Annotated in this window: 18 protein-coding genes; 12 read left to right on the top strand and 6 right to left on the bottom strand. The window is 57.8% G+C overall.

Annotation, left to right across the window (positions count from 1 at the left end; translation table 11 throughout):
- Positions 1 to 520: 520 nt before the first annotated feature.
- Positions 521 to 772, bottom strand: a complete 252-nt coding sequence (locus tag R3E82_11520) for an integrase core domain-containing protein (protein ID MEZ5551512.1) — start codon at positions 770 to 772, stop codon at positions 521 to 523.
- Here R3E82_11520 and R3E82_11515 point away from each other — a divergent pair.
- The 7 genes from R3E82_11515 (at position 764) to R3E82_11485 (ending at position 12,187) form a co-directional block, all read left to right on the top strand.
- Entirely contained in the window at positions 764 to 1,159 is a 396-nt protein-coding gene (locus R3E82_11515) for a hypothetical protein (GenBank protein ID MEZ5551511.1), read from the top strand. The two genes, R3E82_11520 and R3E82_11515, sit on opposite strands and share 9 nt — an antisense overlap.
- 74 nt (positions 1,160 to 1,233) lie before the next feature.
- Positions 1,234 to 4,647: a carboxyl transferase domain-containing protein gene (locus tag R3E82_11510; GenBank protein MEZ5551510.1), complete on the top strand. Its 3,414-nt coding sequence runs from the start codon at positions 1,234 to 1,236 to the stop codon at positions 4,645 to 4,647.
- Positions 4,648 to 5,071: 424 nt separating this feature from the next.
- A complete protein-coding gene (locus tag R3E82_11505) occupies positions 5,072 to 8,083 on the top strand; it encodes a molybdopterin-dependent oxidoreductase (GenBank protein ID MEZ5551509.1) in 3,012 nt (1,003 codons plus the stop codon).
- A 6-nt stretch (positions 8,084 to 8,089) separates the two neighbouring features.
- Complete coding sequence (locus tag R3E82_11500) at positions 8,090 to 8,929, top strand: 4Fe-4S dicluster domain-containing protein (GenBank protein ID MEZ5551508.1); 840 nt, start codon at positions 8,090 to 8,092, stop codon at positions 8,927 to 8,929.
- A 31-nt stretch (positions 8,930 to 8,960) separates the two neighbouring features.
- A complete protein-coding gene (locus tag R3E82_11495) occupies positions 8,961 to 9,530 on the top strand; it encodes a VOC family protein (protein MEZ5551507.1) in 570 nt (189 codons plus the stop codon).
- Between the two features lie 113 nt (positions 9,531 to 9,643).
- Positions 9,644 to 10,642 carry a helix-turn-helix domain-containing protein gene (locus tag R3E82_11490; GenBank protein ID MEZ5551506.1) on the top strand — a complete coding sequence of 333 codons (999 nt, stop codon included), beginning with the start codon at positions 9,644 to 9,646 and terminating at the stop codon, positions 10,640 to 10,642.
- A 165-nt stretch (positions 10,643 to 10,807) separates the two neighbouring features.
- Positions 10,808 to 12,187, top strand: a complete 1,380-nt coding sequence (locus R3E82_11485; GenBank protein MEZ5551505.1) for an aminotransferase class I/II-fold pyridoxal phosphate-dependent enzyme — start codon at positions 10,808 to 10,810, stop codon at positions 12,185 to 12,187.
- Between the two features lie 282 nt (positions 12,188 to 12,469).
- Here the strand turns inward: R3E82_11485 and R3E82_11480 are convergent, their stop codons facing one another.
- A complete protein-coding gene (locus tag R3E82_11480) occupies positions 12,470 to 13,177 on the bottom strand; it encodes a DUF4336 domain-containing protein (GenBank protein MEZ5551504.1) in 708 nt (235 codons plus the stop codon).
- A gap of 458 nt (positions 13,178 to 13,635) precedes the next feature.
- Here R3E82_11480 and R3E82_11475 point away from each other — a divergent pair, with 458 nt between their 5' ends.
- The 4 genes from R3E82_11475 to R3E82_11460 all read left to right on the top strand — a co-directional run bounded on the left by R3E82_11475 (position 13,636) and on the right by R3E82_11460 (position 18,674).
- Positions 13,636 to 13,926, top strand: coding sequence for a co-chaperone GroES (locus R3E82_11475; protein MEZ5551503.1), 291 nt, complete (start codon positions 13,636 to 13,638; stop codon positions 13,924 to 13,926).
- A gap of 61 nt (positions 13,927 to 13,987) precedes the next feature.
- Positions 13,988 to 15,619: a chaperonin GroEL gene (groL, locus tag R3E82_11470; protein ID MEZ5551502.1), complete on the top strand. Its 1,632-nt coding sequence runs from the start codon at positions 13,988 to 13,990 to the stop codon at positions 15,617 to 15,619.
- 314 nt (positions 15,620 to 15,933) lie between these two features.
- Positions 15,934 to 17,613: a thiamine pyrophosphate-binding protein gene (locus tag R3E82_11465; protein MEZ5551501.1), complete on the top strand. Its 1,680-nt coding sequence runs from the start codon at positions 15,934 to 15,936 to the stop codon at positions 17,611 to 17,613.
- A gap of 29 nt (positions 17,614 to 17,642) precedes the next feature.
- Positions 17,643 to 18,674: a VOC family protein gene (locus R3E82_11460; protein ID MEZ5551500.1), complete on the top strand. Its 1,032-nt coding sequence runs from the start codon at positions 17,643 to 17,645 to the stop codon at positions 18,672 to 18,674.
- A 137-nt stretch (positions 18,675 to 18,811) separates the two neighbouring features.
- On the opposite strand, the gene R3E82_11455 is transcribed toward R3E82_11460, so the two are convergent.
- The 3 genes from R3E82_11455 to R3E82_11445 form a co-directional block, all read right to left on the bottom strand.
- Positions 18,812 to 19,354, bottom strand: coding sequence for a response regulator transcription factor (locus R3E82_11455; protein ID MEZ5551499.1), 543 nt, complete (start codon positions 19,352 to 19,354; stop codon positions 18,812 to 18,814).
- The gene (locus R3E82_11450) at positions 19,351 to 20,550 is read right to left on the bottom strand and encodes an ATP-binding protein (protein ID MEZ5551498.1); all 1,200 of its coding nucleotides are present in this window, start codon (positions 20,548 to 20,550) and stop codon (positions 19,351 to 19,353) included. The genes R3E82_11455 and R3E82_11450 overlap by 4 nt, the downstream gene beginning before the upstream one ends.
- Before the next feature lie 102 nt (positions 20,551 to 20,652).
- Complete coding sequence (locus R3E82_11445; protein MEZ5551497.1) at positions 20,653 to 22,899, bottom strand: TonB-dependent receptor; 2,247 nt, start codon at positions 22,897 to 22,899, stop codon at positions 20,653 to 20,655.
- A 238-nt stretch (positions 22,900 to 23,137) separates the two neighbouring features.
- On the opposite strand from R3E82_11445, the gene R3E82_11440 reads away from it, so the two are divergent.
- Entirely contained in the window at positions 23,138 to 23,830 is a 693-nt protein-coding gene (locus tag R3E82_11440) for a glutathione S-transferase family protein (protein ID MEZ5551496.1), read from the top strand.
- 15 nt (positions 23,831 to 23,845) lie between these two features.
- Here R3E82_11440 and R3E82_11435 read toward each other — a convergent pair whose 3' ends face one another.
- Complete coding sequence (locus R3E82_11435; protein MEZ5551495.1) at positions 23,846 to 26,932, bottom strand: hypothetical protein; 3,087 nt, start codon at positions 26,930 to 26,932, stop codon at positions 23,846 to 23,848.
- Positions 26,933 to 26,958 lie beyond the last annotated feature (26 nt).

Here is a 26,958-nt window from a genome sequence, read left to right as displayed (position 1 = left end):
ACGGCCGACGATCAGACCACCGGCCTCGAAGCGGCGGAGCTGGCGCTGGACCATGGAAGCGGGAATCCCGAATGTCTTTGCGATCTGATGACCGTGTGCCTCCCCATAGTTCTCGAGATAGAGCAGTACCTGGCTGGCGGTCTTGCCACCGAACACGGCATCTACGCTGGGGCTGATGTCGTTGTTCACCGGTCACTCCAGGTTGTGGCTACGCGTAGTAAATCAGATAGGTTCTATATGACATCTATCAGGTTCCATATGAACTCCTTGGGATCTATTGGAGGACGGCAGGAAGACGTCGGACCAAGCGGAGCCATTTCCCTAGGGTCCTTACCGGACACATAGGTAACCTTTTATACCGGAGACACAGGTAACACTTTCGGTATAAATGGATTCACGGCGGGTTCGACTCTCTGCTCGTCCTCGTCAAAGTATCCTGGATCGAACTCCCGAAATGAGACAAGCCGGATCTTGTCGCTTACCTTGCGGATCCCAACGTCCTGCCCAGCGAACACACAGCTCAGGCTGATCTTGCGTCTGTCGAAGCACAATCGGCCGCAGTGCGTGACCCGGACGGTACGATAGTGAAACGGATAATCGGGCGGCGCTGGTTGTCGGAACACACGGGCGAGGGTGTATACAGCTCGCCGGGATACTTCATGTTGAGTGCCTGGTGTGGTCGGTCGTTGTTGTAGATGTCCATGAAGTCGTCGAGGCGTTCCTGCTGTTGCAGGAAGTTGAATGAGGCGGGCTTGGTGGTTTCGTGTTTCAAGGGCAGATGCCTGGGTTCATCATAAAAAAGGGGTGGCGTCTGGATCGGAATTCGCTGCCGGAGCGATACATACGCCTCTTCGCGGCCACGGGCGATAGGGAGAAGGCAAAAAGCATCTTCCTGGATAAGCGTTTTGATCTGACTGAGAACCTTTCACTCGCCCTTGACTGTCTTGCGCTTGGTGAGATCGACAATACGTTCAAGTCTATCCGGGCCGGGATAGAAAACCGGAAACAGTATCTGCTGGGAAGTTTGCTGCCCGCCAGATGGTGGGACCCTATTCGAGACGATCCCCGCTTTGATGAGATGCCTGAGATGATGGGTTTGGAAGTCATACAGACTGAAGAGCATCTGTGTGATCGCAATATCATCCAACAGGGTGAGTAGGACGTCGCTGGACATGGTCTGGTCCGTCGGTCAGTCTTTCGGTGGGTCCGGGCAGCAATAGAGGAAAGGCAGCAATGTTCAGGCGGGTACTGATAGCCAATCGAGGCGAGATCGCCGGCCGCATCGCTAAGGCAGCGGCTGCGCTCGGAGTCGAATCAGTGGGTGTATATGCGCCGGTAGACGCACTTTCTCTACACACACGCTACGTGACCGAAGCCCATGAGCTGAAGGTCTCGGATCCGAGCGATCCGGTTGCCGCGTACCTGGATATGGAGTCGCTGATCGAGATTGCCAGATCTGCCGGTTGCGACGCTGTCCACCCCGGGTACGGGTTTCTCTCCGAGAATTCCCTCTTTGCCGAACGCTGTGCGGAAGAAAACCTTGTTTTCATCGGACCCAGTGCTGAGGTTCTGAGCCTGTTCGGTGACAAGGTGCGCTCCCGGGCATTCGCTCTGGAACTGGGAATACCGGTTATACCCGGAAGTAGTGGCGCAGTTCGTGATGCCGCAGAAGCAACAGCATGCGCAGACGACACAGGCTACCCGGTGATGCTGAAGGCATCCGCCGGGGGCGGCGGGCGCGGTATGCGCCTGGTGGAGCGCGCCGAGGACATGCCTGGCGCCTTCGACCGTTGTGCCGGTGAGGCGCTTGCTGCATTTGGCAACGGCACCCTGTTTATCGAGAAGGTGGTGGTTCGTCCGCGTCACATTGAAGTACAGGTACTGGCGGATGATACGGGTGATGTGGTGCATCTATGGGATAGAGACTGCTCCGTACAACTGCGCCATCAGAAAGTCATCGAAATTGCACCGGCTCCCGGGCTGGCTGACGCAGTCCGGGCGACGATGTTCGCAGATGCGGTGAAAATGGTGCGTGCTGCCGGCTATCGAAATGCGGGAACTGTGGAATTTCTTGTTACGCCGGATAGCGGCGAACACTATTTCATTGAGTGTAATCCACGCATTCAGGTTGAGCATACGGTGACTGAACAGGTTATGAGTGTGGATCTCGTGGAAGCGCAGTTTCGGATCGCAGCAGGTGCGCGACTCGTCGAGCTGGGGTTGGCAGATCAGGCTCAGGTAGGTGAGCCCCGTGGCTTCGCCATTCAGGCCAGGGTGGTGGCCCAGGGGGTCGGCGCCATCAGCGCCTACAAGGAGCCATCCGGCGCCGGTGTGCGAGTCGATGGCAATGGTTATGCAGGCTACGCTCCGCCCCCACAATTCGATCCGCTGCTCGCCAAAGTGATCTGCAGTTCCACCCAGGGAACGAGTTTTGCTGCCACGGCCGAACGGACCCGGCGCGCACTTGCAGAGTTCCATGTGGCGGGCCTGCCCACCAACCTGCCACAGTTGATGAACATCCTTGGTCACAAAACCGTTCTGGCCGGAGATGCGAGGACGACGCTGCTCACGGAGAACCCTGAACTTGGTGTTCCCGCCGTTGGTGTTGCGCTGAAGGGTGCTGCGGTTGCGTTGCTTGAGCAGCAGTCCATCGGTCTTGGCAGCCGCGGCCGATCGGCTGCTGCCGTTCCGGCCCAGTTGCCGAGCCTGTCCATTGGTGAAGGCCAGCGCGGGGTGGAAGCACCCATGGCTGGAACTGTGGTCAGTATTGCGGTGGGAGAGGGAGATATAGTGGCCGCGGGAGAAACGCTGCTGGTGATCAGCGCGATGAAGATGGAGTCGATAATCACCGCGCCTTGTGCGGGAACTATCGTCGCTACGCTGGCGTTGGCTGAAGGGGACAGCGTTGGCGCCGGCCAGGTCTTGCTTGCCATCCTTCCTGCCGAGTCAACCATGGGCTCCGGGGCTGTGTCCTATGGTGAAGGCACCTGGGCGCCTACGCTGGAAGAGATGGAGACACTTCGCGGGCTGGCCGAGGCGCGTCTGTCACCCGGATCGGAAGACCCGGGGGTGGTACGTCAGCGTGATCGCGGCAAACTCACCTGTCGAGAACGTATCGACCTGTTGCTTGATCCTGGTTCTTTCCGGGAAGTGGGCTCCATCGCGGGGTTCGCGTCTTATGATGAGTACGGCGGGATATCGGCCTTCACACCGGCGAACAGTGTGGGGGGCTGGGGCAGTATCGAAGGTCGGACGAGCGTCGTATGCGCCGATGACTTCACCTCTCGCGGTGGCCATGCAGATGGTGCCATTGCTGCGAAGAGCGGTTACCTGGACAGACTCTCTATCGAGATGCAGATCCCGTCGATTCGATTATTAGATGGCTCCTCTGGTGGCGGCAGCGTGGCCGCCATGGTGCCAGAACAGAAAAAACCCGGCGAAAGCAGTGCCAAAGAGAGTTCCGGCGCGATTCAGGCCGGTCGACCGCGGGTCGCGGGTGGTGGCGGCTCTTTTCTGCCGGGGCATCTCGGCAGCAGCATGTACGCGGAGCAGCTCTCCACAGTGCCGGTGGTAAACCTGTTGCTCGGCAGCGTGGTGGGAATAGGTGCAGCAAAAGCCGTGCTCGGCCACTTCTCTGTCATGGTTCGGGATATCGCGCAACTCTTTGTGGCAGGTCCGCCGGTGGTTTCCCATGCCATGGGTTATGACATCAGCAAGGAGGATCTCGGCGGCTGGCACATCCACTGCCGGAATGGTTCGGTGGATAATCTGGCTGAGTCTGAAGAAGACGCGTTCACAATAGCACGGCGCTTCCTTTCCTACCTCCCCTCCAGTGTTTACGAAGCGCCGCCCGTGCGAGCGCCCGATCCGGCTGATCCACCCGATCGCCGCGAAGAAGAACTCTTCACGCTGATTCCGCGCAAGCGCACCACCACGTTTGACGTGCGCAAGGCGATCAGACTGATGGCCGACCTGGATTCATTCTTCGAGATCGGTCCGCTCTGGGGCACGGATCAGGTGACGGGATTTGCCCGCTTCAACGGACACCCGGTCGGCATCATTGCATCGGACAGCCAGCACGCGAACGGCGGGGCGTTGACAGCGGATGGGTGCGACAAGCTTACCCGTCATCTGGATCTATGCGATCTGTTTCATCTGCCGGTGGTAAGCCTGATCGATAACCCGGGCTTCGCTGTCGGTCTGGAGCACGAGCTGGCCGGTACCATCCGCAAAGGCGGTGAGTGGATGGTGGCTTTCGCTCAGATGAAGGTGCCGCTGTTCACGGTGCTGATGCGGCGCAGCTTCGGTGTAGCGGGCAACAACTACGCGACGCCGAGATCCAAGCCTGCGGTCCGTGTGGTCTGGCCTGCTGCCGATGTGGGCGGAATTCCGCCGGAAGGCGGGATCGAAGCCGCCTACAAGCGTCAGCTGGCTGAAGCCGAGGACCCGGTCGCGCTGCGTGAGGAGCTGATGGAGCGAATCGAAAGCGCGCGCGGCCCGATCGGTCCGCTGAATCGTTTTCAGATGGAGGAGATGGTCGACCCGAGGGATACCCGGCGCTACATCTGCGAGTGGGTGGGTGGCGCCTATCGGGTGGCAACCCAGCCAGCACAGCTCGTCCCCCGTGCGCTGCAGTTCAGGCCCTGATTCATGTAATGCTGCGGGAGTCCGCACCCGCGCGATAAACCCGAAAACAAGACAATAGCGACCTCGGCTCGAACGGCTGTCGATCAGGCACTGCCGATTGCGCCATTAACCTGGGCGGAGCGGCTTAAGCGCGCATTTTTTAGTGATATATCAGTCCGTCCGCTGTGCGGTGGCACACTTAGGGTGATTGCGGATGTTACCGATCCGGACGTGATCCAAACTGTTCTGGCGCATCTCAAGCAACGTGCACCTCGTTATGCTGTGCGCCGGCGATCGGCTCAGAACAATCTCCTTGCCGCTTCCTGATGGGGTCTGTTACCTCGAGGAGTGTTTCTCCTTTTCATTGTCTTTTTCCTGAAATGACAGCAATTTGCTCTTCTACTGATATTTTCCGCGCGCTACTCCTGGTGACAAGATTTGAGCCATGAAGATATTCAATTGTCTGAAGAACTCAGTTGTTCGGTTGATCCTGTTCTGGCTCGCACCCCTGCTGAATTTCACCGCATGGAGGCATTCATCTTTCCGTGAGGAACTGGCGAAACACGATTGCACCTTCCAGCTCAAACTCAGGAATGGATCAATGGGTCGCTACTTCAAAGTAGCGGCGGGAAAGGTCAGATCCTTCCCCGGTATACATCCAGCCCCTGATCTCTCGCTGGTTTTCAAGAATGCGGATATCGCCCTCAAGTTCCTCAGGCCCAATATCGATAATGCTTTCAAAGTCCATGCCGCAAAAAATTTTCTGGTCGTCATTGAAGGATCCGATGTCATTGGTTCTTGGCTGTCGCCGCTTTTGAGCAGAATGATGTATGAAGGCTTTTCCTATGGCCAGAATATGGTCGATGGCAGCAGGCGCTATACAACTATTACCAATGGTGGCCCCCTGCATGTCTTTGTTAAAGATAAAAGAATACTGAGAGTCACGCCCATCGATCTGACGGACGAAGATGCACAAAGCTGGGAGATTGAAACAAGAGGTCAGAAGTTCCGCCCCAGACGACAGGCAACAGTCGCACCTCATGCCCTGTCTCTGAAGAGTACGGTTTATTCAGACAAACGTATTCTGCATCCAATGAAAAGGGTCGACTACGATCCGGGTGGGGAACGTAACCCACAGAATCGCGGGATATCCGGTTACGAGAGAATCAGCTGGGACGAAGCCCTGGATATAGTCGCCAACGAGATCAAACGACAGAAAAAAGTGCATGGTCCCGGTTCGATTTTCATGCCGACTTCTTCCCACCACCAATGGGGGAATATCGGATATTACCTGAGTGCCCATACAAGGTTTGCCAATACTATCGGGTTTACAAGAATGGCCATGAATCCGGATAGCTGGGAAGGATGGTACTGGGGAGCACAGCACCATGTAGGACATAGTGCACGGGTCGGTGTCGCTCCTGACTATGGCACCATGGAGGACTGCCTGCAGGAAGCAGATCAGATTATCTTCTGGTCTTCTGACCCCGAGAGTACCAATGGTGCCTATGGCGGGTTCGAAGGAACACAGAGACGCCTGTGGGCGAAAAAGCTCGGTATTGAGTTTGTGCATATTGATCCACATTACAATGCAACTGCTCAATTGCTGGGTGGTAAATGGATTCCCATCAAACCCGCAACCGATGCTGCACTGGCGATTGCCATCATGTACATCTGGGTTCGTGAAGATCTCTATGACAGGGACTATGTCGCGACCCGTACAACAGGGTTTGATGAATGGAAGGATTACCTCCTCGGCACGGAGGACGGAATACCAAAAACACCTGAATGGCAGGAATCAGAAACAGGTGTTCCAGCCAGGGATGTACGAGCGTTAGCACGCTCCTGGGGAAGTAAAAAAACCTATCTTGGTTGTGGTGTCAATGGAACCGGATTTGGTGGCGCAGGACGGGGTGCAACGGGTATTCAATGGGCCCGATGCATGATCCAGATGATGGCGATGCAGGGCTGGGGTAAACCTGGCATCAATATGGGGAATCTGCAGGGTGGCGGTCGCCTTGACCTGGACTTCTACTTTCCAGGGTATGCAGATGGCGGTATCTCGGGTGATCTGAACAATACGGGCAATGCGGTGAACAACTACCAGCGCATGCCGCATGTGCTCAGCATGAACCCGGTAAAACAGCTCATCCCCAAACAGAAGATTCCCGAGGCAATCATCAACGGTGAAGCCGAAGGATACCTGTGGGAGCCTTTCTCACAGGAAGGTCAGTTTGCCCCATTTAAGTATCCGGTGGATGGTTTCTCTCCCATCCGCATGATCTACCGTTATGGTGGTTCAGTCTTCAGTACCGCGACTAAAACAGGTCGTTGGGTGGATGCCTATCGGCATGAAAGTATTGAGTGCGTCATCAACCAGTCGATTTTCATGGAAGGCGAGGCGGAATTTTCCGACCTGATTCTGCCTGCATGTTCATCGCTTGAACGCTGGGATATTGGCGAGTGGGCCAACTCCGGAGGATATATACATCATGGTTTCAGCCAGCTGAATCACAGGGTAATTGCCCTGCAACACAAGTGTATTGAACCTCTGGGCGAATCAAAATCCGATTATCAGATCTTCCGCGAAATACTTGAGCGTCTGGGTCTGGGCACTGTCTTTACAGAAGGTTGCAGTGAATTTGACTGGTGCAAACGGGTCTACGAGTCATCCGATTTGCCACAACATATTTCCTGGAAGAAGTTTGTCGAAAAGGGATATTTTGTTGTGCCCTGTGAAGATGAATCTGTCAAATCACCTCTTGTGATGAACTGGTTTGCCGAGGGTCGAAGGAAGGATCTGCCCGAACCTCACCCGCTGCCATGCCAGTATGAAGATCAATATGGATATGGCCTGCAAACTCCGAGCGGTAAGCTTGAGTTCGTACCGACTATCCTGAAGCGAATGGAGGCCAAACATCCTGAACGACCCGCGGTGAATCGTTACATGACCTCATGGGAAGGACCTAACACCAAGGAGCTGGCTGACAAATATCCCCTGCAGATGATCGCAACCCACAGCCGATTCAGTTTTCATACTTTTGCAGACGGCAAGGGTTTTACGGACCAGATCAGAGATCACCGCGTTCTGCTGGATGGCCACTATTACTGGATCCTGCGCTTGAGCCCCCAGGATGCGCAGGCACGTGGCATTGAACAGCATGATCTGGTGAAGATCTTCAATGACAGGGGGACCGTTATTTGTGCCGCTGACATTGCACCCACTCTCGGTACTGGTGTGGTCAAGACTTACCAGGCCAGCGCAAAGTATCAGATGCTCGTTGTCAACAATGAATCGATTGACATCGGTGGCTGCCTCAATCTCCTGACGCCGGATCGTCCGCAGGCAGCAGGCACTCATTCCATGAGTCCAAATTCCACCCTTGTCCAGGTTGAGAAATGGCAGGACGTGGCGGCCTTGAACCAGGCACGAGAACTCAGGCAGAAAGCTGGGTAGGGAACGATGGAAAAATGGAACCTGGTCATTGATGTTGAACTCTGTGAGAACTGCAATAACTGCGTGCTATCCACAAAGGATGAACATGTAGGAAATGAATTTGAGGGTTACAGCGCACCGGCTGCCGAGGAAGGTGCTGAGCTGATTTCCATAACGCGTAACGTGCGGGGACAGGCTCCGGTTGTGGATACAGCCTATCTTGTCAGCATGTGCAATCACTGTGACAACCCGCCCTGCAAAAAGGTGGGAGGTGATGCGGTACAAAAGCGGGATGACGGCATCGTGATCATGGATCCAGTGAAGGCAAAGGGTCGAGAAGACATAGCCAGGTCCTGTCCTTACGGTGCCATTGTCTGGAACGGGCAACGTCAGTTACCGCAGAGCTGGTACTTCGATGCACATCTGCTGGATCAGGGCTGGTCGAAACCACGCTGTGTGCAATCGTGCCCGACGGGTGCCCTTGAAGCGATCAGGGTTACAGACAGTGACATGCGCAAGCGGGTCGATGAGGAGAATTTGCAGGTTCTGAAACCGGAATTGAAAACCATGCCTCGTGTTTACTATCGCAACCTGTACCGCTACACCGAATGTTTCATTGGCGGAACGGTCACCACGAGTGTTGAGGGTGTGCAGGAGTGTGTGCAAGGAGCACAGGTGACCCTGTTCCAGAGAGACCGGCAGCTTGGGGAGACCGAAACAGACGCATTTGGTGAGTTCAAGCTGGACAAGCTGCCACCAGGAAGCGGCGCTTACACCGTATTGATAGCCCATGCAGAGCACGGTAAATCGTCAGTTGAAACAAAACTGGACGAAAGCCTGTATCTGGGTGAAATAAAGCTGATGTAGTCGATACACAAAATAACTGGAGATAGCAGACATGGTAAAACCAATTCAACTAGCACACTTCGTGTTTCAGACGAGGCGATTCCCTGAGATGCTCAAATGGTATCAGGATGTACTTGAAGCAGATGTCAGGTTTCAAAATCCTCTTCTGGCGTTTCTTAGTTTTGATGAGGAGCATCATCGAATAGCACTTATTGATCTTTGTGCGGTGGATCCGGATGCTGAGCAGAAACTATCGTCTGCTTCCGGGACAGTTGAGCACGTAGCCTTTACCTATGCGTCGATTGCTGATTTGCTCGAGAACTATGCTCGACTCAAGAAAATGGGGATAGAGCCACACTGGTGCGTGCATCATGGTATGACCATATCCATGTACTATGGCGACCCTGACGGTAATCATATCGAACTGCAGGTTGATACATTCGACACTGCGGATCAGGCTAACGAGTTCATGCTGGGGGAGGCTTTTACAAAGAACCCGATTGGTGTCGATTATGATCCGGACGAGTTGCTTGAGAAACTGCGAAATGGAGCAGATGCAGCTACATTGCTCCAATACCATGAAGGACCCGCATCGACTCCGCAGCAGTCTGCGAATCGCTGAGCGCTCAAAATGTAGAAACCATCGGTAACCTGGCATTACTGGACCCGGCATGTGCATTTTCTGTTTGATGGGATATATTGCAGCCATCATTTCAGGAAACTGCACAAGCCCAGGTGGAACCAAGATACCCGAATCATGTGCCTGTAAACTACCTCAGGGTGCTGCTGGAGTTCCTGAAAAAACAAGACTGTCTGATCGAACCGGCGGCCGTCCGCCGGATAGAACAATTACAGACAGAAGCACTTGACGGGTTTATTTCCGTGGCTCAGTTTGTTGAGGCACATACCAGTTTAGTGTCTGGCGTTGATGACCCCGTGATTGGGCTGAAGTTTGGCGAGTATCTGTCTAACTCTGATCACGGTGTTCTGGGAGCCCTCACAGGCGTCTGCTCTACTGTGCCGGAAGTACTTGAGATGCAGGCCAGGTATCTTGAGACTCGTACTGCCACCAGGGTAAAGCTCTGTCTCGATGGAGACAGGTATATATCGTACTTTGATTATGCTCCGGCCTACGAGCCTATCTTCAAGTTCCACAACCATGTGATTGCAGCAGGTTTTATCGGTATATTGAAAGAAAGAGTCGGTTACGTTACTTCAGATATTGAAGTAGGGTTTCCATTTGAGCAGGAGATGGATTACCAGTCCTTTTTGCCATACAGAATACGCTTCAACCAGAAGCGAACATATGTATCTATCCCCAAAGCCTATGCCGAGATACCTTTGTTGCGTGGCGATGAAGTCACGAAACAACTGTTTGTAAAAACGTGTAACGACATCAGGGATAAAGTTCGTAGAAATATCACGATTGGCAATTCCATAGATCAGTTGCTGAGTACATATGATGGGTACCCGAGTATCGTTCACGTTGCCGAGATGTTTCATATGACGCCTAGAACGCTTACTAACAAGCTTGCGAAAGAGTCGACATCGTTTCGCAAGCTTCTGTTGAATCACAGGATAAATACCGCCAAAAAATACCTCGTGGAAACAGACCTTACGATTGAAAAAATAACTGAGAAAGCAGGATACTCGAACATCGGAAACTTCTGCAGAGCCTTCAAGCGAGAGACCGGGCTATCCCCTTCAGACTATCGTCTCAGGAATTCTGTCTGATGTAGAAATTCGAGTGCTAATGCCGTAGTTTCGACAAAATCCGGCATCGGTACTCTCCCTGCGAAATGTTCTGAACCCGCCATGACCCGACTCCGGCGCTCATGTCTCAACTACACTGATGATCTGCTAATCTGTCACCGCCAACTGCAGCCATTGGGGGGAACGATGCCGCAGACTCCGGAACTGAATCGTCGAGGTTTTCTTAAGGGTGCCGGGATGACGGCACTGGCGGGCGCTGTGAGTACCAGCGCAACGCTGACCGCTGCGCCCACCGCCGCCGGGTTAACCGATAGTAACCTGCCATATCTCATCGACGGCAAGTACGACTTCGATACGGTGTACCACCGTATCGGCACCGAATGCACCAAGTGGGATCGCCAGATCGAACTGTTTGGCAACAGGTTTCAGATCGGTATGGGTATCGCCGATCTGGACTTCAGGGCTGCGCCCTGCATCGGTGAAGCCATGCGCAAGCGCATGGAGCACGAGAACTGGGGATATCTCAGTAGCGGCATAGGACACCAGTCACTGAAAGAGGCGATCTGCGAGTGGAACAGTGAGCGGCACGGTGTGGAGGTGGATCCCGATACGATTGAGATTGCGACAGGTGTCCATCCCGGACTCATCGCTGCACTCACCACGTTTTCGCCACCCGGCAGCCAGGTGCTGCTGATGACGCCGACTTACAACGGCTTTTACTCTGATCTAACTTACACTCGGACAACTGCCAACGAAAGCGAACTGATTTTCGAGAACGGCGCTTACGCGATTGACTGGGATGATCTCGAAGCGCGCATGACACCGGATACCCACAGCCTGCTGCTGTGCAATCCCCAGAACCCCACTGGCAATGTCTGGTCAAGACAGGATCTGCTGCGTATCGGTGAACTGTGTTTGAAGTACGATATCGTGGTGCTGGCCGATGAGATTCACGCCGACTTTGTTCGAGCAGGTAAGCAATACACCCCATTCGCCAGCCTCCCCGACAAAGACATCGTCAACAACAGTCTCACCTTCAAGGCGATTACCAAAAGCTTCAGCATACCAGCGTCGAAAAACGCCTACTGGTTTTCGACCAACCCAATCTATCTCGCGCGTGTTCGGAAAAATCACCGAGCCGACATCAACACGCTCGGTGTGGTGGCCAACGAAGCTGCCTATCGACATGGAAAGGAATGGCTCGATCAGTTACTGCCCTATATCGATGCCAACCACAGCTTCGTCGAGAACTATCTGGCCAAACACCTGCCGCAGGTGGGCTACACAAGGGCCGAAGGCACCTTTCTGAGCTGGCTGCACTTCGACGGGATCATGGACGCCGCCGGCGTAGTCGAAAGGTCGGCGGCCAGTCAGGCGACCAGCGAGCCGATGACAGAATCGGAGGTATTCGAGTCCTGGCTTGTCGAACACTGTGGCGTGCAGTTGAATGACGGCGAAGGCTACGGCAAGGGTGGAGAACGCTGCATGCGCATGAACATCGGCACGTCGAGGGAAATCATTCGCGTCGCTCTGGACAACATGACGCAAGCCATCCGCAGCGTCTGATTCCTCTCCTTGCGCGGCTGAGGTTAAGTCCTCGGCTGTGAAGTGTGAATCGAACCTGGCGTCGGTCGCCCGACATCAGCGCCCCACACGCACACTGAAGATCCATGTGTATGTTCATGGTGGACAACGCAGTACCCTGTACTATCTCCACAAACATCATGTACCAATCCGCATGCACTTCGGGGCCCTGGATATGGCGGACCGGAACGACCGTGTCACATACGCTCTGTCCGTTGTGTGGTGACAGGGGGAGAGTGATAGCAGTCTAGCCGTGCCGCGTCCTCAAGCTTTCAACCAGGCGAAAGCATGTGTCAGGTAGGCGTGGCCGTCCGTCCGCTGCCATTCACCATGAGCCATGACTACCTGCTCCGGTCTCGCTGCAAGGAGACCACGCAGCGCGACTCTGGCTGGTTCTCGATGCATCCAGCTCAGCCGCCATTCGAGCGGCGCATAGCCGTACCCGTCGACGATGCGCCACCACTTCGCGACTCTGCGCTGCCAGGGCGCCCAATGCTCCTCGAGAAAACCGGTGCTGAAATTCTCGCTCAGATCCCCAAGGATCGCCGTGCGTGAAGCCCGGTGCTGGAAGACGATTTCGTCCATGAAGAAGGAGCCATGGAACCAGAACTGGTCGATCTCATCGCGCCAGGCGGGGGGCGCTTTCGCCGTGAGCGCAGGCTGAAACCCGATGTGCCTCAGCTTTCGGATCGAGGAGGCGGGACCCCAGACGAGCGCGGAGGGAAAGACCTTGAGCCACTCGGTCAGATACAGGTGATGGATCTTGTTCGGGCTGATCAGGTGGGCAATGTGACCCAGAGCTTTCACTTCGGATGTGAGTTCGTCGTTCAGTGCGATGGGTGACCAGACCCATAAATCACCCTTGCTCAAGCGGATGACTACCATTCTGGTGGGATAGGGGAATCCGTGAAAATCAACGATCGGGCCTTCTGCGAGCCAGATGGATTCGCCGATCGGGAAAAGGCTGGACATGCGCGGGAGTCTATCCCGCCCCCCGGGCAGATTCATCCCTGCCAATGATGGCTGGTGAATCCCGAATTGAGCGCGCACTGTAGCGAAAATCGGGAGGAGAGGGGATATGGAAGTGTTCGACTGCCTGCATCCCTATCAGGCCTTTGCTGAAAAACGACCGGAAAACAGATCGACCGGACATTGATCAGCAGCAGGAATGCCTATCTGATCGTTGAACACCGGCCGTTCAGAGCGTCTGCGACCACTGCAACCTCCACTTCAGGGCCGCCGGATCGGCCTGAAGTCCCCTTGTTCACCTTTATTTCTCACCAGCCCTTGAATCTGGCCGTTATCCCCCCAACTTAGTGCCTGCCCTGCCAGCATTCTCAAGGTAAGACTGCTGATGCGCGGTTCGACGACCTGCCGATCGCGGGACCCGTCGACGGAACCTGAACAACACGCGCAACCGGGAGTGAGCAATGAACATCCGACCTTTACACGATCGCGTCGTCGTACGCCGACTGGAAGAAGAAACCACAACCTCTGGCGGCATTTTTGTCCCTGCATCAGCGGCGGAAAAGCCCTCGCGGGGCGATGTGCTGGCGGTTGGCCCCGGCCGAATCCTCGACAACGGCGATGTCCGGGCCTGCGACATCAAAAAGGGTGATCAGGTCCTTTTCAGCCAGTACGGCGGCAGCAAGATAAAAATCAACGACGAAGAACTGCTCATCCTCTCTGAGAGTGAGATTTTTGGCGTGTTGGAAAACTAGTGAGATCGCAGGCAACCCCGATCCCGGGACCCTGTCAGAAGAACATTACAAGGAATCAGGCATGAGTGCTAAAGACGTACAGTTCGGGCAAGACGCACGCGATCGCATGCTCAATGGCGTGAACATCCTGGCCCGGGCGGTTAAAGCCACGCTGGGCCCGCGAGGACGCAATGTGGTACTGGAAAAGTCCTATGGTGCGCCGACAGTAACGAAAGACGGTGTGTCCGTTGCGAAAGCCATAGAGCTGAAAGACAAATTCGAAAACATGGGCGCGCAGATGGTCAAAGAGGTGGCCAGTCGTACCTCTGATGAGGCAGGCGACGGCACCACGACAGCCACGGTGCTGGCCCAGGCCATTCTCCAGGAAGGTCTGAAATCGGTCGCTGCGGGGATGAACCCCATGGATCTCAAGCGCGGAATCGACAAGGCGGTTGCTGCGGCAGTAGCGCACATCGGCTCGATCGCCACGCCCTGCGAAGACTCAAAGTCCATTGCTCAGGTCGGCACCATCTCAGCGAACAGTGACGAATCCGTTGGCAGGATCATTGCCGATGCGATGGAGAAAGTAGGTAAGGAAGGCGTAATCACTGTAGAAGAAGGCACCGGACTCGAAAACGAGCTCGAACTGGTGGAAGGCATGCAGTTTGATCGCGGCTACCTTTCGCCCTATTTCATCAACAACCAGCAGACCATGGCTGCCGAACAGGAAGAACCCTACATTCTTCTCTACGACAAGAAGATCTCAAAGATCCGCGACATGCTGCACATCCTCGAAGCCGTCGCCAAATCAGGCAAGCCGCTCGTGGTGGTGGCGGAAGATATCGACGGGGATGCGCTGGCCACGCTGGTGGTGAACAACCTGCGGGGTATCGTCAAGGTCACCGCAGCCAAAGCACCCGGGTTTGGCGATCGCCGCAAAGCGATGTTGCAGGACATCGCCATCCTGACCGGCGCTACGGTGATTTCCGAAGAAGTGGGATTGACCCTGGAAGGCGCCAAACTGGAGGATCTCGGTACAGCGAAGCGTGTGTCATCGACCAAGGACGCCACCACCATCGTCGACGGGGCCGGTTCCAGATCCGCCATCGAAGGCCGTATCAAGCAGCTGCGTGCTGAAATCGAAGACACTACTTCAGACTACGATCGCGAGAAGCTGCAGGAACGTCTTGCCAAACTGGCTGGTGGTGTTGCCGTGATCAAGGTCGGAGCGCCAACCGAAATAGAGATGAAGGAGAAAAAGGCCCGTGTGGAAGACGCTCTTCACTCCACCCGCGCTGCTGTTGAAGAAGGCGTAGTTGCCGGCGGCGGCGTCGCTCTGGTGCGCGCCCTGGATGCAGTGAGCAAGGTCAAAGGCGACAACGAAGATCAGAACGTCGGTATCGCGATTGCGATGCGTGCGATGAGTGCGCCACTGCGTCAGATCGCCACAAATGCAGGAGTTGAAGGCTCGATTGTGCTGGACAAGGTGCGATCGATGAAAGGCACCAAAGGCTACAATGCGGCCACAGATGAGTATGGGGATCTTGTCGCGATGGGGATCATCGACCCGGCGAAGGTCGTGCGAACAGCCCTGCAGTCAGCCGCATCCATTGCGGGCCTGATGATTACCACGGAAGCGATGGTCGCCGAGCAACCGGTGGATGATGAAGGCCATCAGCATGGTGGTATGCCGGATATGGGCGGCATGATGTAGATCCGCTTTTTTAAGAAGCAGTTCGGTCTGCGGAAAAACCCCGCCTGCGGGTTTTTTTTTCGGTTGTCGATTGTCGGATGCAGACAGACAGTCCGCGTTGTCGCAGGCTATCCTTCCTCGGGTATGAGCAACACTCGCCCGCACACCTGCAGCAGCAACCGCGATCAGTCGTGCGACGTTCGTCCGGGCACGCTCACCGTCTCGATGCTCACCGTATACACTTCCAGCAGCACAATAGGTGAAGTTGCCTAGTTACTTCCGGGTTAGTCTGTGGATATTCCATAGCCTGAAAAAGATGGACCGGAGTAATTCAGATGGCGATGGTTGATGGCGGGGAACTCGCAGGCAGGGCGCTGGCCAATGAAGGGATAGAGAAGGCGTTCGTCCTGTGCGGCGGTCATGTGATGCCGATATTTTATGGCATGCGCAATGCGGGTATCGAGATCATTGATGTGCGTCACGAATGTGCTGCCGTTTATGCGGCCATCGCCTATACGCGAACTTCAGGGAAGATGGCCGTGGTGGTGACGACGGCCGGCCCGGGTGTGGGAAACACCCCGGCAGGCATGATGGAAGCAGCATCGATGGATATCCCTTTGCTGCAGATCGGTGGTGCTGTCGCCCAGGATAAACGCGATGCCGGAGACCTTCAGGACATGGAAACCCTGAAGCTGATGGAATCCTGTTCCAAATGGGCGAGAAAACTCACCAGGGCGCAGCGCATTCCGGAATACATCTCCATGGCCTGCCGTCAGGCGATGAGCAACACCCCAGGTCCGGTTTACCTGGAGATTCCAACGGATCTGGTCAATGCGAAGGTTGATGAAGCGAAGATTCGCTTTCCGGTTGCCTCGCGTGCTCGAACCATCCCGGGAGGTGACGCAGCTCTGGTGCAGGAGGCTGCACAACTGCTGGCGAGTGCTGAACGGCCTGCGATGCTGGTAGATGAAGGTGCCCGGTGGACGATCGGGGATGATGCGGCATCGATCGCAGAGCTTTCGGACTACCTGAAGATGCCGGTTGGCGTCATCGGCACCAACTGTCGCGGCCTGTTCGGCAACGAATCAGAAAATACGCTGGTGCATACTGATGCCACAGCTGGTGCAGATGTTGTGCTTGCGGTGGGTTGCCGATTTGATTTCCGGACGGCTTCCGGTGCCGGGATCCCCGGGGACGCCAGAATCATCCAGGTGCATACGGATATGCGGCAGATTGGTTTCAACCTGCGCGCCGATGTTGGTATTGTCGGTGGCGCCGGGCCGGTGGCAAGACAGGTCCTTGAAACAGTCAAGTCACTGCGCAACCCGAAAGCGGGCGATTCCTGGATCGGCAAGCCAAGGGCGGGGAATACCAGCAGTCTGCCGCCGGAATACAGCGATACGAAAACGCCCGCCCACCCCGCGCGGTGCGCCGGTGATACGGGCCGTTTTCTTGAACAGGATGCTCCGGACTGGACGATCGTCAATGATGGCGGTGAGGCTTCAATCTGGATGCGGCCGGCAATCAACGTCACCCGTCCCGGTCAGGTCCATGAAACCGGCGCCAATGGGACGATTGGCACCGGCCCGGCCATGGTGATCGGTGCCTGGGCGGCCAATCGCAAGCCGGTGCTGTGGTACACGGGGGATGGCAGCTTTGCCTTTTACGCAATGGAAATGGAAACCATGGCTCGACTGGGCATACCGGTCGTTTGTGTGATCTCCAACAATTCCGGTTGGGGGATGATCGGCCTGGCCGAGCGACATGCGCGTCCGGAGGAGTACGCTGAGCGGGGGCCGATCAACGTGGAATTCCCACACATGTTTGCCTATGAAAAGATGGCCGAGATGTGGGGAGGCTACGGAGAGAAAGTCACCGATCCGGAAGAAATTCTCCCTGCCATCCGCAGAGCTGCTGCCAGTGGGAAGCCGTCCATCGTCAACGTCGAAGTCGATGACGAAAATCCCTCTGTGTTCATTGCCGGCTATGTGAATATGCTCAAGGCAGCCCACTAGTGCGAAACGCGAGTACCAGGAGTCAATAGATGCCACCCAGCGAACCCATAGCAGAGCTGAAGGGAAAACCGATCGTACAGGTCGGAATCGTGGTTCGAGATGTGGTTCGGACAGCCAAACGGTACACAAAGCTGTTCGGCGCAGGACCGTGGCAGTTTACTGATATCGAACCAACGGAGATTCAGCTCCACGATCAGGCCCTGGGCGAGGTCGATGCCTGCGTCCGGATCGCCACCGCGAATCTGGGCAAACTTCAGATTGAGCTGCTCCAGCCGATGTACGGCCCCAGCACTCACATGGAGTTTCTGAACCGGCACGGGCAGGGCGTGCATCACCTGAGCTTCGGAGGCATCGACGGCCATGACAGGACCGTGGAGAAGTTCGCCAATGCCGGGATCGGTGTTGAGATGCAGGGTCTCATCGGTGGTGCTGCAACCTTCACCTATCTGGCCTCACAGCAGGCATTGGGCACCATCATCGAGATTGTGAAGCCCGCACCTCCAGACAACGCACCTAATCTGAAGCCGTGGGGGACATGGCCGGTCGACGGACCGGGTGCCATAGACCTTGAAGGCAAGAGAATCGTGCAGGTGGGCATCGTCGTCGAGGACGTCGAGCAGATTGCCCGGCAATACTGGGAGCTTCTGGGTGTGGGGCCATGGCATTTTCTGCACTTCCAGCCGCCGCACCTGGCGGATTGTCGTCTGCACGGGGTTGCGGTGAGGGACTCTGATTTCGGCCTGAAGGCGGCGGTCGCCAACCTGGGAGATCTCCAGTTCGAGCTGCTCGAACCCACACACGGCGTCAGCACGCACCGGGAGTTTCTCAACGCGCATGGCCCAGGCATTCATCATGTGAGTTTCGGCGCAGTCAAGGACCACGATGAGGTCCTCATGAGTCTGGCGGAGGAGGGGATAGAGCCCGAGTCGTCGGGAATTCTTGGCGGCGCAGCCGCTTTTACTTATCTCTCTACTCAGGACGCCTTGGGCACAATCTGGGAGCTTGGTAAAACGATATCGGGGAAGAAAAGCAGTCTGAAACCGTACGGCAGCTATCCCTGAATTAGTGACCCGTCGAAACGTAACCTCCAGCGTCTCAATCAGCAGGGACCGCTCAGTGAGCCGGTCTGTCCGCAACCGCTGAGCGTCTGAATGGATGCATGCCCCGGGTCTCCCCGGACTGCTGCGGCGGTGTCTGCCTACTCCTTCAAAGGTCGCTTGGCCAGCTTGCGCTGCAGCGTGCGACGGTGCATGCGCAGTGCCCGCGCGGTGGCGGATACGTTGCCACCGTGTTCGGCGAGCACGCGCTGGATGTGTTCCCATTCGATGCGTCCCACGGATACGGGAGGACTCGCGATGGGTGTCCGGGGATCCGGGTCCGTGTCATCGAGCACCCGCAGGATCTCGTCGGGAGATGCCGGCTTCATCAGATAGTTGGTTGCGCCGAGCTTCACCGCCTCTACTGCGGTGGCGATGCTCGCGTATCCGGTCAGTACCACGATACGCGTCGACTTCGAACCGGCGTGCAGGAATTCCACGACTTCGAGGCCGGATCCGTCCGGAAGTTTCAGATCGACGACGGCCAGATCCGGTGGACGGGCGGTGACCGCCGACCTGGCACCCGCCACGGAATCCGCTTCGCGGATCGAAAATCCCCGGCGACGGAAAGCCCGCCCGAGCGCGGAGCGGAAGACATGATCGTCGTCGACAACCAGGATCTCGCGTCCGTCAGGATCGTTCATGCGGCGTCCTCTGTCGGTCGGATTGCGGGCAGACGTATCCGAATGCAGGTGCCGCCACCCTCCCGTGCAAGTGCGTGCACCGAACCACCGGCACTCTCGATGCTCGTGTTCGCGAGCATGAAGCCCATACCCAGGCCGTTGCCCTGCACTGTCGACGCCCTGCCAAAACCGGGTCCGCGATCGAGGATGTCGATTACGGCGGCGTCGGGTGTCCAGCATCCCACCAGTACCACGTCCTGCGGTGAGACGTCCGCTGCATTGTCGAGCAGATTCAGCAGTGCCTGGCGCAGTGTCGTGTCGATGTCGAGCAGCGGTGCATTGTCCGTGTCGCGCATCTCGAGACGCGTGCGTATCGTGGGCCGAAGCAGGGAAAGGCGCTCGCGCAGCGATTCCAGCAGGCGATCGCCCCGCACCAGCTCACGGGTCGGTGTCGCGGCTTCGCGGAGACGTTCGAGCACGTCACGGCAAATATCAACCTGTCCGAGCAACAGGCGCAGCTCTTCCCGAACCTCTCCTTCGGTTGCGGCTTCGAGCTCCGCGGCGATCACATTGATACTGGCGAGTGGGGTAGAGAGTTCGTGCGCCGTGCCTGCGGCAAGCGTTGCCACACCGAGAATCTGCTCGTTCCTCAGATTCCGCTCCCGCGCTTTCAGCAGCGCGCGCTCGCGGGCACGCAGTGTCGCAGCCATGCTGGAGCCGAAGTAGGCGACCAGACCGGCAGCCAGCACGAACGTCATCCACATTCCGGCCACGTGCAGTGTGAAGGCCGTATCCTCCGCCACATGCACGTGCAGCGCGGGCACGTAGAAGCGCGTCACCAGGCCGTAGGCCAGCACGCACAGACCGGCGAATACCCAGGTGGTGGTGGCGGACAGCGTGGTGGCGGCCACTGCGACCGGCACCAGGTAGAGGGATACCAGAGGGTTGGTCCAGCCACCGGACAGGTACAGCACCCCGGTGAGCGCCGCGACGTCGATGCCGAGCTGCAGTACGATCCCGCGGCTGTCCGCGGTCTCCGGCTGTCGCGCGGACCACCCGGCTACCGCCAGCGTGATCAGGATCGTGGTGACGATGACTGCGGCGAGCGGCAGGACCGGCAACGGATAGCCGAGCCACAGACCGAAGACCACGAGCGCGGGCAGTACTGCGCCCACGGTCACGAGCCTGACCACGACCAGCCGGCGGAGGTTGATCATGGTCGGAGATTGAAAAGGTGAGTTCAGCACGAATGGGTCGCGATGCGGATCCGGTCCGGCAGTATAACCGCGGGCTCTCCGCGGGTAACGCGCGGCGATCCTTCAAAAGGAGAACATGATACCCGCGTTCACGGACCTGCCCATCCCCGGAACCGGAATTCCCCAGGGAATGCCGTTGAGGCTCATGGTCATGCCCTGGCCTGTGTAGGCACCGCCGAGCGGCAGCGCGTAGTTCTCGTCGAGGAGATTCTCCACCGATATACCGAGACGCACATTCGCCCAGGCGTAGCCGAGATGCATATTCACCAGTTCGTAGCCCGGTGTCTCGATCTCGTTGCGCACGTCGGAGACCTTATCCTTGCTGGCGACGACTATCAGCTCGATTGCATTGTCCCAGCGCCCGGACTGGTGCGTGAGCGATAACTTCACGTTGAGTGGCATGATGTTGTAGAGATCGTCGCCACTGTCGCGGTTTTCGCCATCGGTATAGTTGACGACCGCTTCGAGTCCGAATTCACCCGCCCGGGTCCGGACGATCGGCAGGCGGGCAGACAGATCGAAGCCGTAGATCCGTGCCGACTCGTTGGTGTAGTAAAGGATGTTGAAGGCATCGTCTGCAAACGAGGGCCCGGCCACTGCGTCGATGTAGTCGTGCACGCGCGTGTAGAAGGGTGTCAGTCGAAGCTGACGCGACCTGTCCGCCGAATGCCAGTCGAGCGAAACCGAGAACGTGTCCGCCTGCTCGGGCTCGAGCGCCGGGTTGCCCACATAGCCGTTGCCGTCACCCACGAAGTTGTTCATCGACGCGGCCATCGGCCAGGTCGACCAGGTGTAACGTTCGTACAGGTTGGGCGAGCGAACCTTGTGCGCGTAGCCGAACTCGAGCTCGAATGTCTCCGTCGCGACGTAACGAGCGAGAGCGGCTGCATTCCAGTTGTCGTCGTTGCGATCGTGTTCGAGCGCATTGAACGACGTACTGCCGCGATACTGGAACCCTGGCGCGTTTACTGCGCTGCTGTACCCCGCAGCGTCACCCGCATCCGATTTCACGTTCTCGTATCTCACACCGAGCGATGTGACCCAGCGGCTGCCGATCCGCGATTCCCATTCGCCGAAGAACGCGACGCGGTCACGTTCGCCGTCGCGGATGTTCCAGAACGTGCCGGGACCCATGCCGCCGCCGGAAGCCGGCCACCAGTCATCGAGCTCGTATGTCTGATACTCGGTTCCGATTCGCAGCACGCCGTCGTCCCGGAGCCTGAAATCGGTGCGCAGGGTGAACCCAAGGGTCTCACTCTCCGTGTTCATCGGCATCCCGGCGGCACAGGTCCCGTCGGGGTCGCCGGAGAAGCGAACGGGTGTGCAGGGCGTGCCCATACCGGAGTTCGAGCCATACCAGTAGCGGCGATCCGGCCCGAAGTCCATGCGATGATTGACGGTTTCCCGGTAGCCGCCCGCTTCGACCTGAACACTGTCGAAATCGGCCTTGTAACGCAGATTGAGCCGCCGCTGCTGGTTGTCGAGCAGATCCATCCGCTGATTGGGATACAGCTGATAAGGCATGTCCTGGTAGCCGTAGGTTGCCTGCAGCTGATGACGATCCTTCTTTACCGCCAGGCCCACCATATGATCGCGCGTCTTCCAGGCGGTCGAGCCCACTTCGTCCCGTGGCAATGTATGACCCTGACGTCCGGTTTCAATCGTATCCCTGAAGTTACCGCCCGCCGTGTAGTTGTCCGATTCCGACAGTACGCCGTTGTAGGACAGTGACAGATTCTCGGAGGCCAGGGTCATCGCCAGGTTTGCAGTTCTGGCATCGCCATTGCTGCGGTAGGAGCCGCCCGCTTCACCCTGGAAGAGGCGCTCGCCGGAGGCTGTGGCGAAGACGGGTGATGCGGAATCCGCGATGATGGCAGCGCCGATGCTGTCGCCACCGGTACTCACCGGTGCGATACCCGCGAATACGCTCAGCGTCTCCACCTGTGCTGGAGCGATGTAGGAGAGCGCCGGGTTCATGTGATTCGGGCACGAGGCAATGAGATCCATACCGTCGACCCTGATCCGCAGACGATCGTCGGCGAGTCCGTGCACACTGGGCAGGCTGGAAACACCACCGGCGCTGGAGGCATGCACACCGGGAACGCTCAGCAGCAGCTTCGCCGTATCGCTCGACGACAGCCTTGCCCGGAACAGACTGTCCGCATCGAGATCGTGGCGGCCGACTGCCTGGGGCTCCACGACGCGTTCGCCGGTCACCACCAGTTCCTCCAGCGCCCGGGTATCGGTGTCTGCGGCAGCAGCAGGGAGGGGGAGGAGTGCGAACAGTAGCGCGTAATGTTGCGGATTCACGATCAGGTCTTCCATGGCCAGCAGACGTCGGATACCAGTCTGCCGAAACGGGCCACGCGCGAGAATGCGACAAATTGTCGCGCCGCCGAGGAGAAATCGCCTGTGCCGACTTACGGCCGACTGCTGGGGGCCTTCCGCCAGCGTCGAACTGCAGCTCCTTCTTTCGCTGCAGAGTGACATCTGAGAAGTCACTTGTGTGATAACCACAAGCCATCCACCACACCATTATTGAACTGATATGATCCGGGAGCATGCGCCCCATAGAAGACTGCGGCGGTCATGGCAAGAGCTGCGACAGTCTCAAGATGTCAGTTTTCAGTCAGGCAAGGAGAACCTCATCAAACTTTATTTCAGTAGAAACTCGCCCTATGCCCGGCGGGCCCGTCTGGCGGTGCGTGAAGGCGGACTCATGGATCAGGTCGAGGAGATCGCGGTCGAGTCCCTGGAGCAACTCTCTGATATCAGCGTGGGCCAGAAGATCCCGGTGCTTGTCTGCGAAGATGGTACCGAACTGTGTGAATCTCTGATCATTACCCGATATCTCAACGACCTCGCTGGCGGCATTCTCATGCCTGGTGAAAAAGCGGATCTGCTGCAGGCTCTGCAGCTGGAATCCGTAGCATCGGTGCTCATGGACTCACATTTCGTACGCTCAATGGAAAAGTACCGGCGCGAAGAGGCGCTTCGTTCTACAGCCGTGATCAATCGGGAGCAAACCCGCGCCAACCGATGTTACCGGCGACTTGATGCACTGGTCACCGATGAAGCTGATCGGGTGACGCTCGCAGCAATCGCGGTGATTTCGGCCCTGGACTACGCAAACTGGCGTCATCCCGAAGACGACTGGCGCACCGGTAACCATTGTTTATCAGCCTACTACGATCGTCTGTCGGTAAGGCCTGCTTTCGCCGGGACTGCGCCAGCCTATTGACGCCACACCGGCAGATCACTCCTCCTGCAGGCAGTCCCTGAAACGCTCTACCTCGCTTTCGGGCAGCGTTGGGTTGTCCATGATCCAGACGCCTCCGCCGCGGAGCTCGCAGCTGACCCCCATCAGACTCGAGAGCACCGCGTTTCCGGTGATGAACAATCCCCCGTTTGCTGTGTTGATGCGCACCGGCCCGATCGCAAGTTCAATCATGTTCGGATTATCAGTGATGAAAATTCCGCCGCTGTTAACCCAGCCAGTGAATACCTGCTCCAGTAGAGGGAAGCGCGCGGTGGTCATGCCGACATTGCCCTCGACGAACAGAGAATCACCCACATACTCGAGCATCGGGTAGTTTGCGTCGCTCAATCCGGTATTTTCGCTGACGGTGAGGCTGCCATCCACGCGCAGAAGTGCGGGAAAGGAGGGGTTCGCCGAACCGGTGATGCCCGCCAGTGTGAAATTGCCTCCTACTTCCGAAAGGCCGGATGCGCTGATTCCCGACACCGGACCATCGATGGTCAGATGACCACCCACCCTCAGCAGCCCTGCCAGAGAGACGTTCAGCGCGGTCTCGGTCACGGGCCCTTCTTCGTCCTCACGGCAGGACTCCCTGCGTTCGATCGAGAGATTTCCCACGACCGTGCTGATGCCACTCGCATTGAACGCCTGAATCATCGATTGCCGGCAGAGGGTCACGTTATCGCCGAATGTGATGCCGTTGACCCTCGCCGTCGCCGTGCGCTGCGCGAGTGGCTGGCTGCCTTGGTCGGCCCGAGCGGTAGCGGAAATCGAGATACTGCTGCAGCCTTCCACCGACCCGACCGATGTGGAGAACACGCCGGAAGCATCGGTGCGGCCGCTGGAGGCGGCGAGTGCGCCGCATGAGGAGACGAGATCGAGCAGCAGATCCGGGGCCGGAAGGAAGCCACCGCTACCGTCGGGTCTTTCGATCCTGATGTCGATCTGTGCACTACCGGAGATCGACGAAGGGAGTACGAGATCCATCCTCACGCCGGCACAATGCTCCGGTCCAAGCAGTTCGGTACGCACCGCTTCCTGCGCCGGAGTTGGACTGCCACCGGCGTAGACGGTCGAATAGGCGTAGTAGCACAGTATCTGGATATCGGAGACGGTGGCTTCGTTGAAAGTGATCGGATAACCCTCGATTTCCCGGTCTACCGAACTGATCCCACCCGCTCCCGGCGGACCGCTGCGATCGAGATCGAACGTTGCGGTGGGTATCCCTCCGGTACTCCCGTCACCGTTGAGATCGAATCGACTGTAGTCTCGGCTTTCCGGGATGGTCGGCGTGCCGGGATCGTCCAGCCCGTAGGCTTCGTTGAAGCGAAACAGATCCGCTTCGTCGAACGCACCATCACCATTGACGTCGAGCAATGCCTCCCGAACACCGGGCGCGGTTCCGTTCACTACAGCATCGAGGGCGAGTGTGGCCGCGTAGGCATCGATCAGCCGGTCCGCTACCGACGTGCTCCTGATCAGATCGACCGTCTCCAGCACCGGACCCTGTTCTTCGTAGTCCGAAACAGACCAGAGCCAGGCAGCAAGCGCGGCGACCTGCGGCGCGGCAAAGCTGGTTCCGTCGAGCAGTATGCCGCCGAGTCCCGGCACTTCCTCTCCCACGGCGTACAGAGTGGCGGGTTCGTTCGAGAACGCGCTGCGGGTCAGATCCGAGGGCAGTGCGCCGGTCGTCGTGGAACCCACCACCAACAGATTTCTGAATGTCGGAATACGGTTCAGACGCGCCGCAATCTCGGTCCCGAAACCCTCGACCGTCGCATCATCGAGCAGCAGTGAGGGGTGAGCCGTGTGCGTCCACATCCATCGTGCCTGAAGTGAGGTGGGCGAAAAGTACGTATCGAAAGCCGGAAGATCGAGCAGGCCGGCGAGTGCCACGGGCGAGGCTGCACGGGCATCGGAGATTCCCGGATAAATCAGGCCCAGCCCGCCATTACTGGGACGTTCGGCCGCCTCATTGCCGGCCGCCTGCACCAGCAGCATCCGCGCATCCAGCGAATCGCTGGTGATCGCCCTCCACTCGATCGCCGCCCAGATCCGCGATTCGATTTCACGTTGGAGCATCGCCCGCGGCGTTGCATCGAGATTTGCGGACGTGCACACACCATCGAGATTCGGGCCACAGAACTTCAGGCTGTAGCCAACCGACAGGTTGACGATCATCCTTGCAAACGCGAGCTGACCGTTTACCGCCCTGCGCAGGGTGTCGATGACATCGATGTAATCGAGACCGAGCAGGTCCACCAGCACCAGGTCTACGCACTGCGGCAGTGCCGTACCGCCAGTGGGCATCAGATCATCGAATGCGCTGCCAAGTACGGCAGCGACCTGCCAGCCGTGGTCCTCGGGACCCGCGGAGAATCGACCGAATCGTTGCGAATTCGCGAACGGCGCGAGCTGGTTCCCCGTGTTCGGAGGCGCGGACCCGAAAAGGTCGGCGATGAGTACCGTTGCCTCGGATGGAGTGCAATCCGCAGCGGCTGGCAGCAGCGTGCCGTCCGCGCGAAACGCCGCGTTCCATGCGGCCGGGAATCGCGTGGGCAACAGATGTGCCAGCTGATCCGGCGCCTGTACCCCGCCCTGTTCCGTACCGGGAAGGATACTGCCGGCGAACTGCCGGGCAGGCAGTGCGGCCGTGATACCCGGAAGGGTCTCGAGCTCATCCAGCAGCGCAGGCAGCGCGGCACCCCCCGCCATTCGTGGTATGGCGAGACTGACCGAACGCGCCCCGGGCGAGGCACTCGCGATCGCGATCGCGCGCGCAACCCGGGCAGCGGCGTTGAATTCAGCAACGGTTGCTCCCGGATCCAGTACGAGCCGAATGCGCGTGAGTAGCAGGTCGCCGGCCATGTCGGCGGTCGGCACGGCACTCGGCTCAACGTCGGGTAGCGCATGGACAGCAAGCGCCCCGGGGTCACCGGCGAGCAGATCGACCTGAGGCGGACCACCGCTCCCGGCCTGCGGCAAGGACGCATTCGTGCCCCCACCACCGCCGCAGCCGTACAGCACGAGAGGAATCAGTGCAGTGAGCAGCACCTTTCTGGACCAATAACTCGGATGTTCCATTGCATCTTCTCCGCGTGCCACGACGC

It is taken from the genome of Pseudomonadales bacterium, from assembly GCA_041395945.1.
Taxonomy (GTDB): domain Bacteria; phylum Pseudomonadota; class Gammaproteobacteria; order Pseudomonadales; family Azotimanducaceae; genus SZUA-309.
This window is presented reverse-complemented; position numbering and strand designations above follow the sequence as displayed.

Excerpts from the sequence above, each read along its gene's own strand:
- R3E82_11510 (MEZ5551510.1), top strand. The coding sequence starts at position 1,234 with ATGTTCAGGCGGGTACTGATAGCCAATCGAGGCGAGATCGCCGGCCGC.
- R3E82_11505 (MEZ5551509.1), top strand. The coding sequence starts at position 5,072 with ATGAAGATATTCAATTGTCTGAAGAACTCAGTTGTTCGGTTGATCCTG.
- R3E82_11500 (MEZ5551508.1), top strand. The coding sequence starts at position 8,090 with ATGGAAAAATGGAACCTGGTCATTGATGTTGAACTCTGTGAGAACTGC.
- R3E82_11495 (MEZ5551507.1), top strand. The coding sequence starts at position 8,961 with ATGGTAAAACCAATTCAACTAGCACACTTCGTGTTTCAGACGAGGCGA.
- R3E82_11485 (MEZ5551505.1), top strand. The coding sequence starts at position 10,808 with ATGCCGCAGACTCCGGAACTGAATCGTCGAGGTTTTCTTAAGGGTGCC.
- R3E82_11480 (MEZ5551504.1), bottom strand. The coding sequence starts at position 13,177 with ATGTCCAGCCTTTTCCCGATCGGCGAATCCATCTGGCTCGCAGAAGGC.
- R3E82_11475 (MEZ5551503.1), top strand. The coding sequence starts at position 13,636 with ATGAACATCCGACCTTTACACGATCGCGTCGTCGTACGCCGACTGGAA.
- groL (MEZ5551502.1), top strand. The coding sequence starts at position 13,988 with ATGAGTGCTAAAGACGTACAGTTCGGGCAAGACGCACGCGATCGCATG.
- R3E82_11465 (MEZ5551501.1), top strand. The coding sequence starts at position 15,934 with ATGGCGATGGTTGATGGCGGGGAACTCGCAGGCAGGGCGCTGGCCAAT.
- R3E82_11460 (MEZ5551500.1), top strand. The coding sequence starts at position 17,643 with ATGCCACCCAGCGAACCCATAGCAGAGCTGAAGGGAAAACCGATCGTA.
- R3E82_11455 (MEZ5551499.1), bottom strand. The coding sequence starts at position 19,354 with ATGAACGATCCTGACGGACGCGAGATCCTGGTTGTCGACGACGATCAT.
- R3E82_11450 (MEZ5551498.1), bottom strand. The coding sequence starts at position 20,550 with ATGATCAACCTCCGCCGGCTGGTCGTGGTCAGGCTCGTGACCGTGGGC.
- R3E82_11440 (MEZ5551496.1), top strand. The coding sequence starts at position 23,138 with ATGATCCGGGAGCATGCGCCCCATAGAAGACTGCGGCGGTCATGGCAA.
- R3E82_11435 (MEZ5551495.1), bottom strand. The coding sequence starts at position 26,932 with ATGGAACATCCGAGTTATTGGTCCAGAAAGGTGCTGCTCACTGCACTG.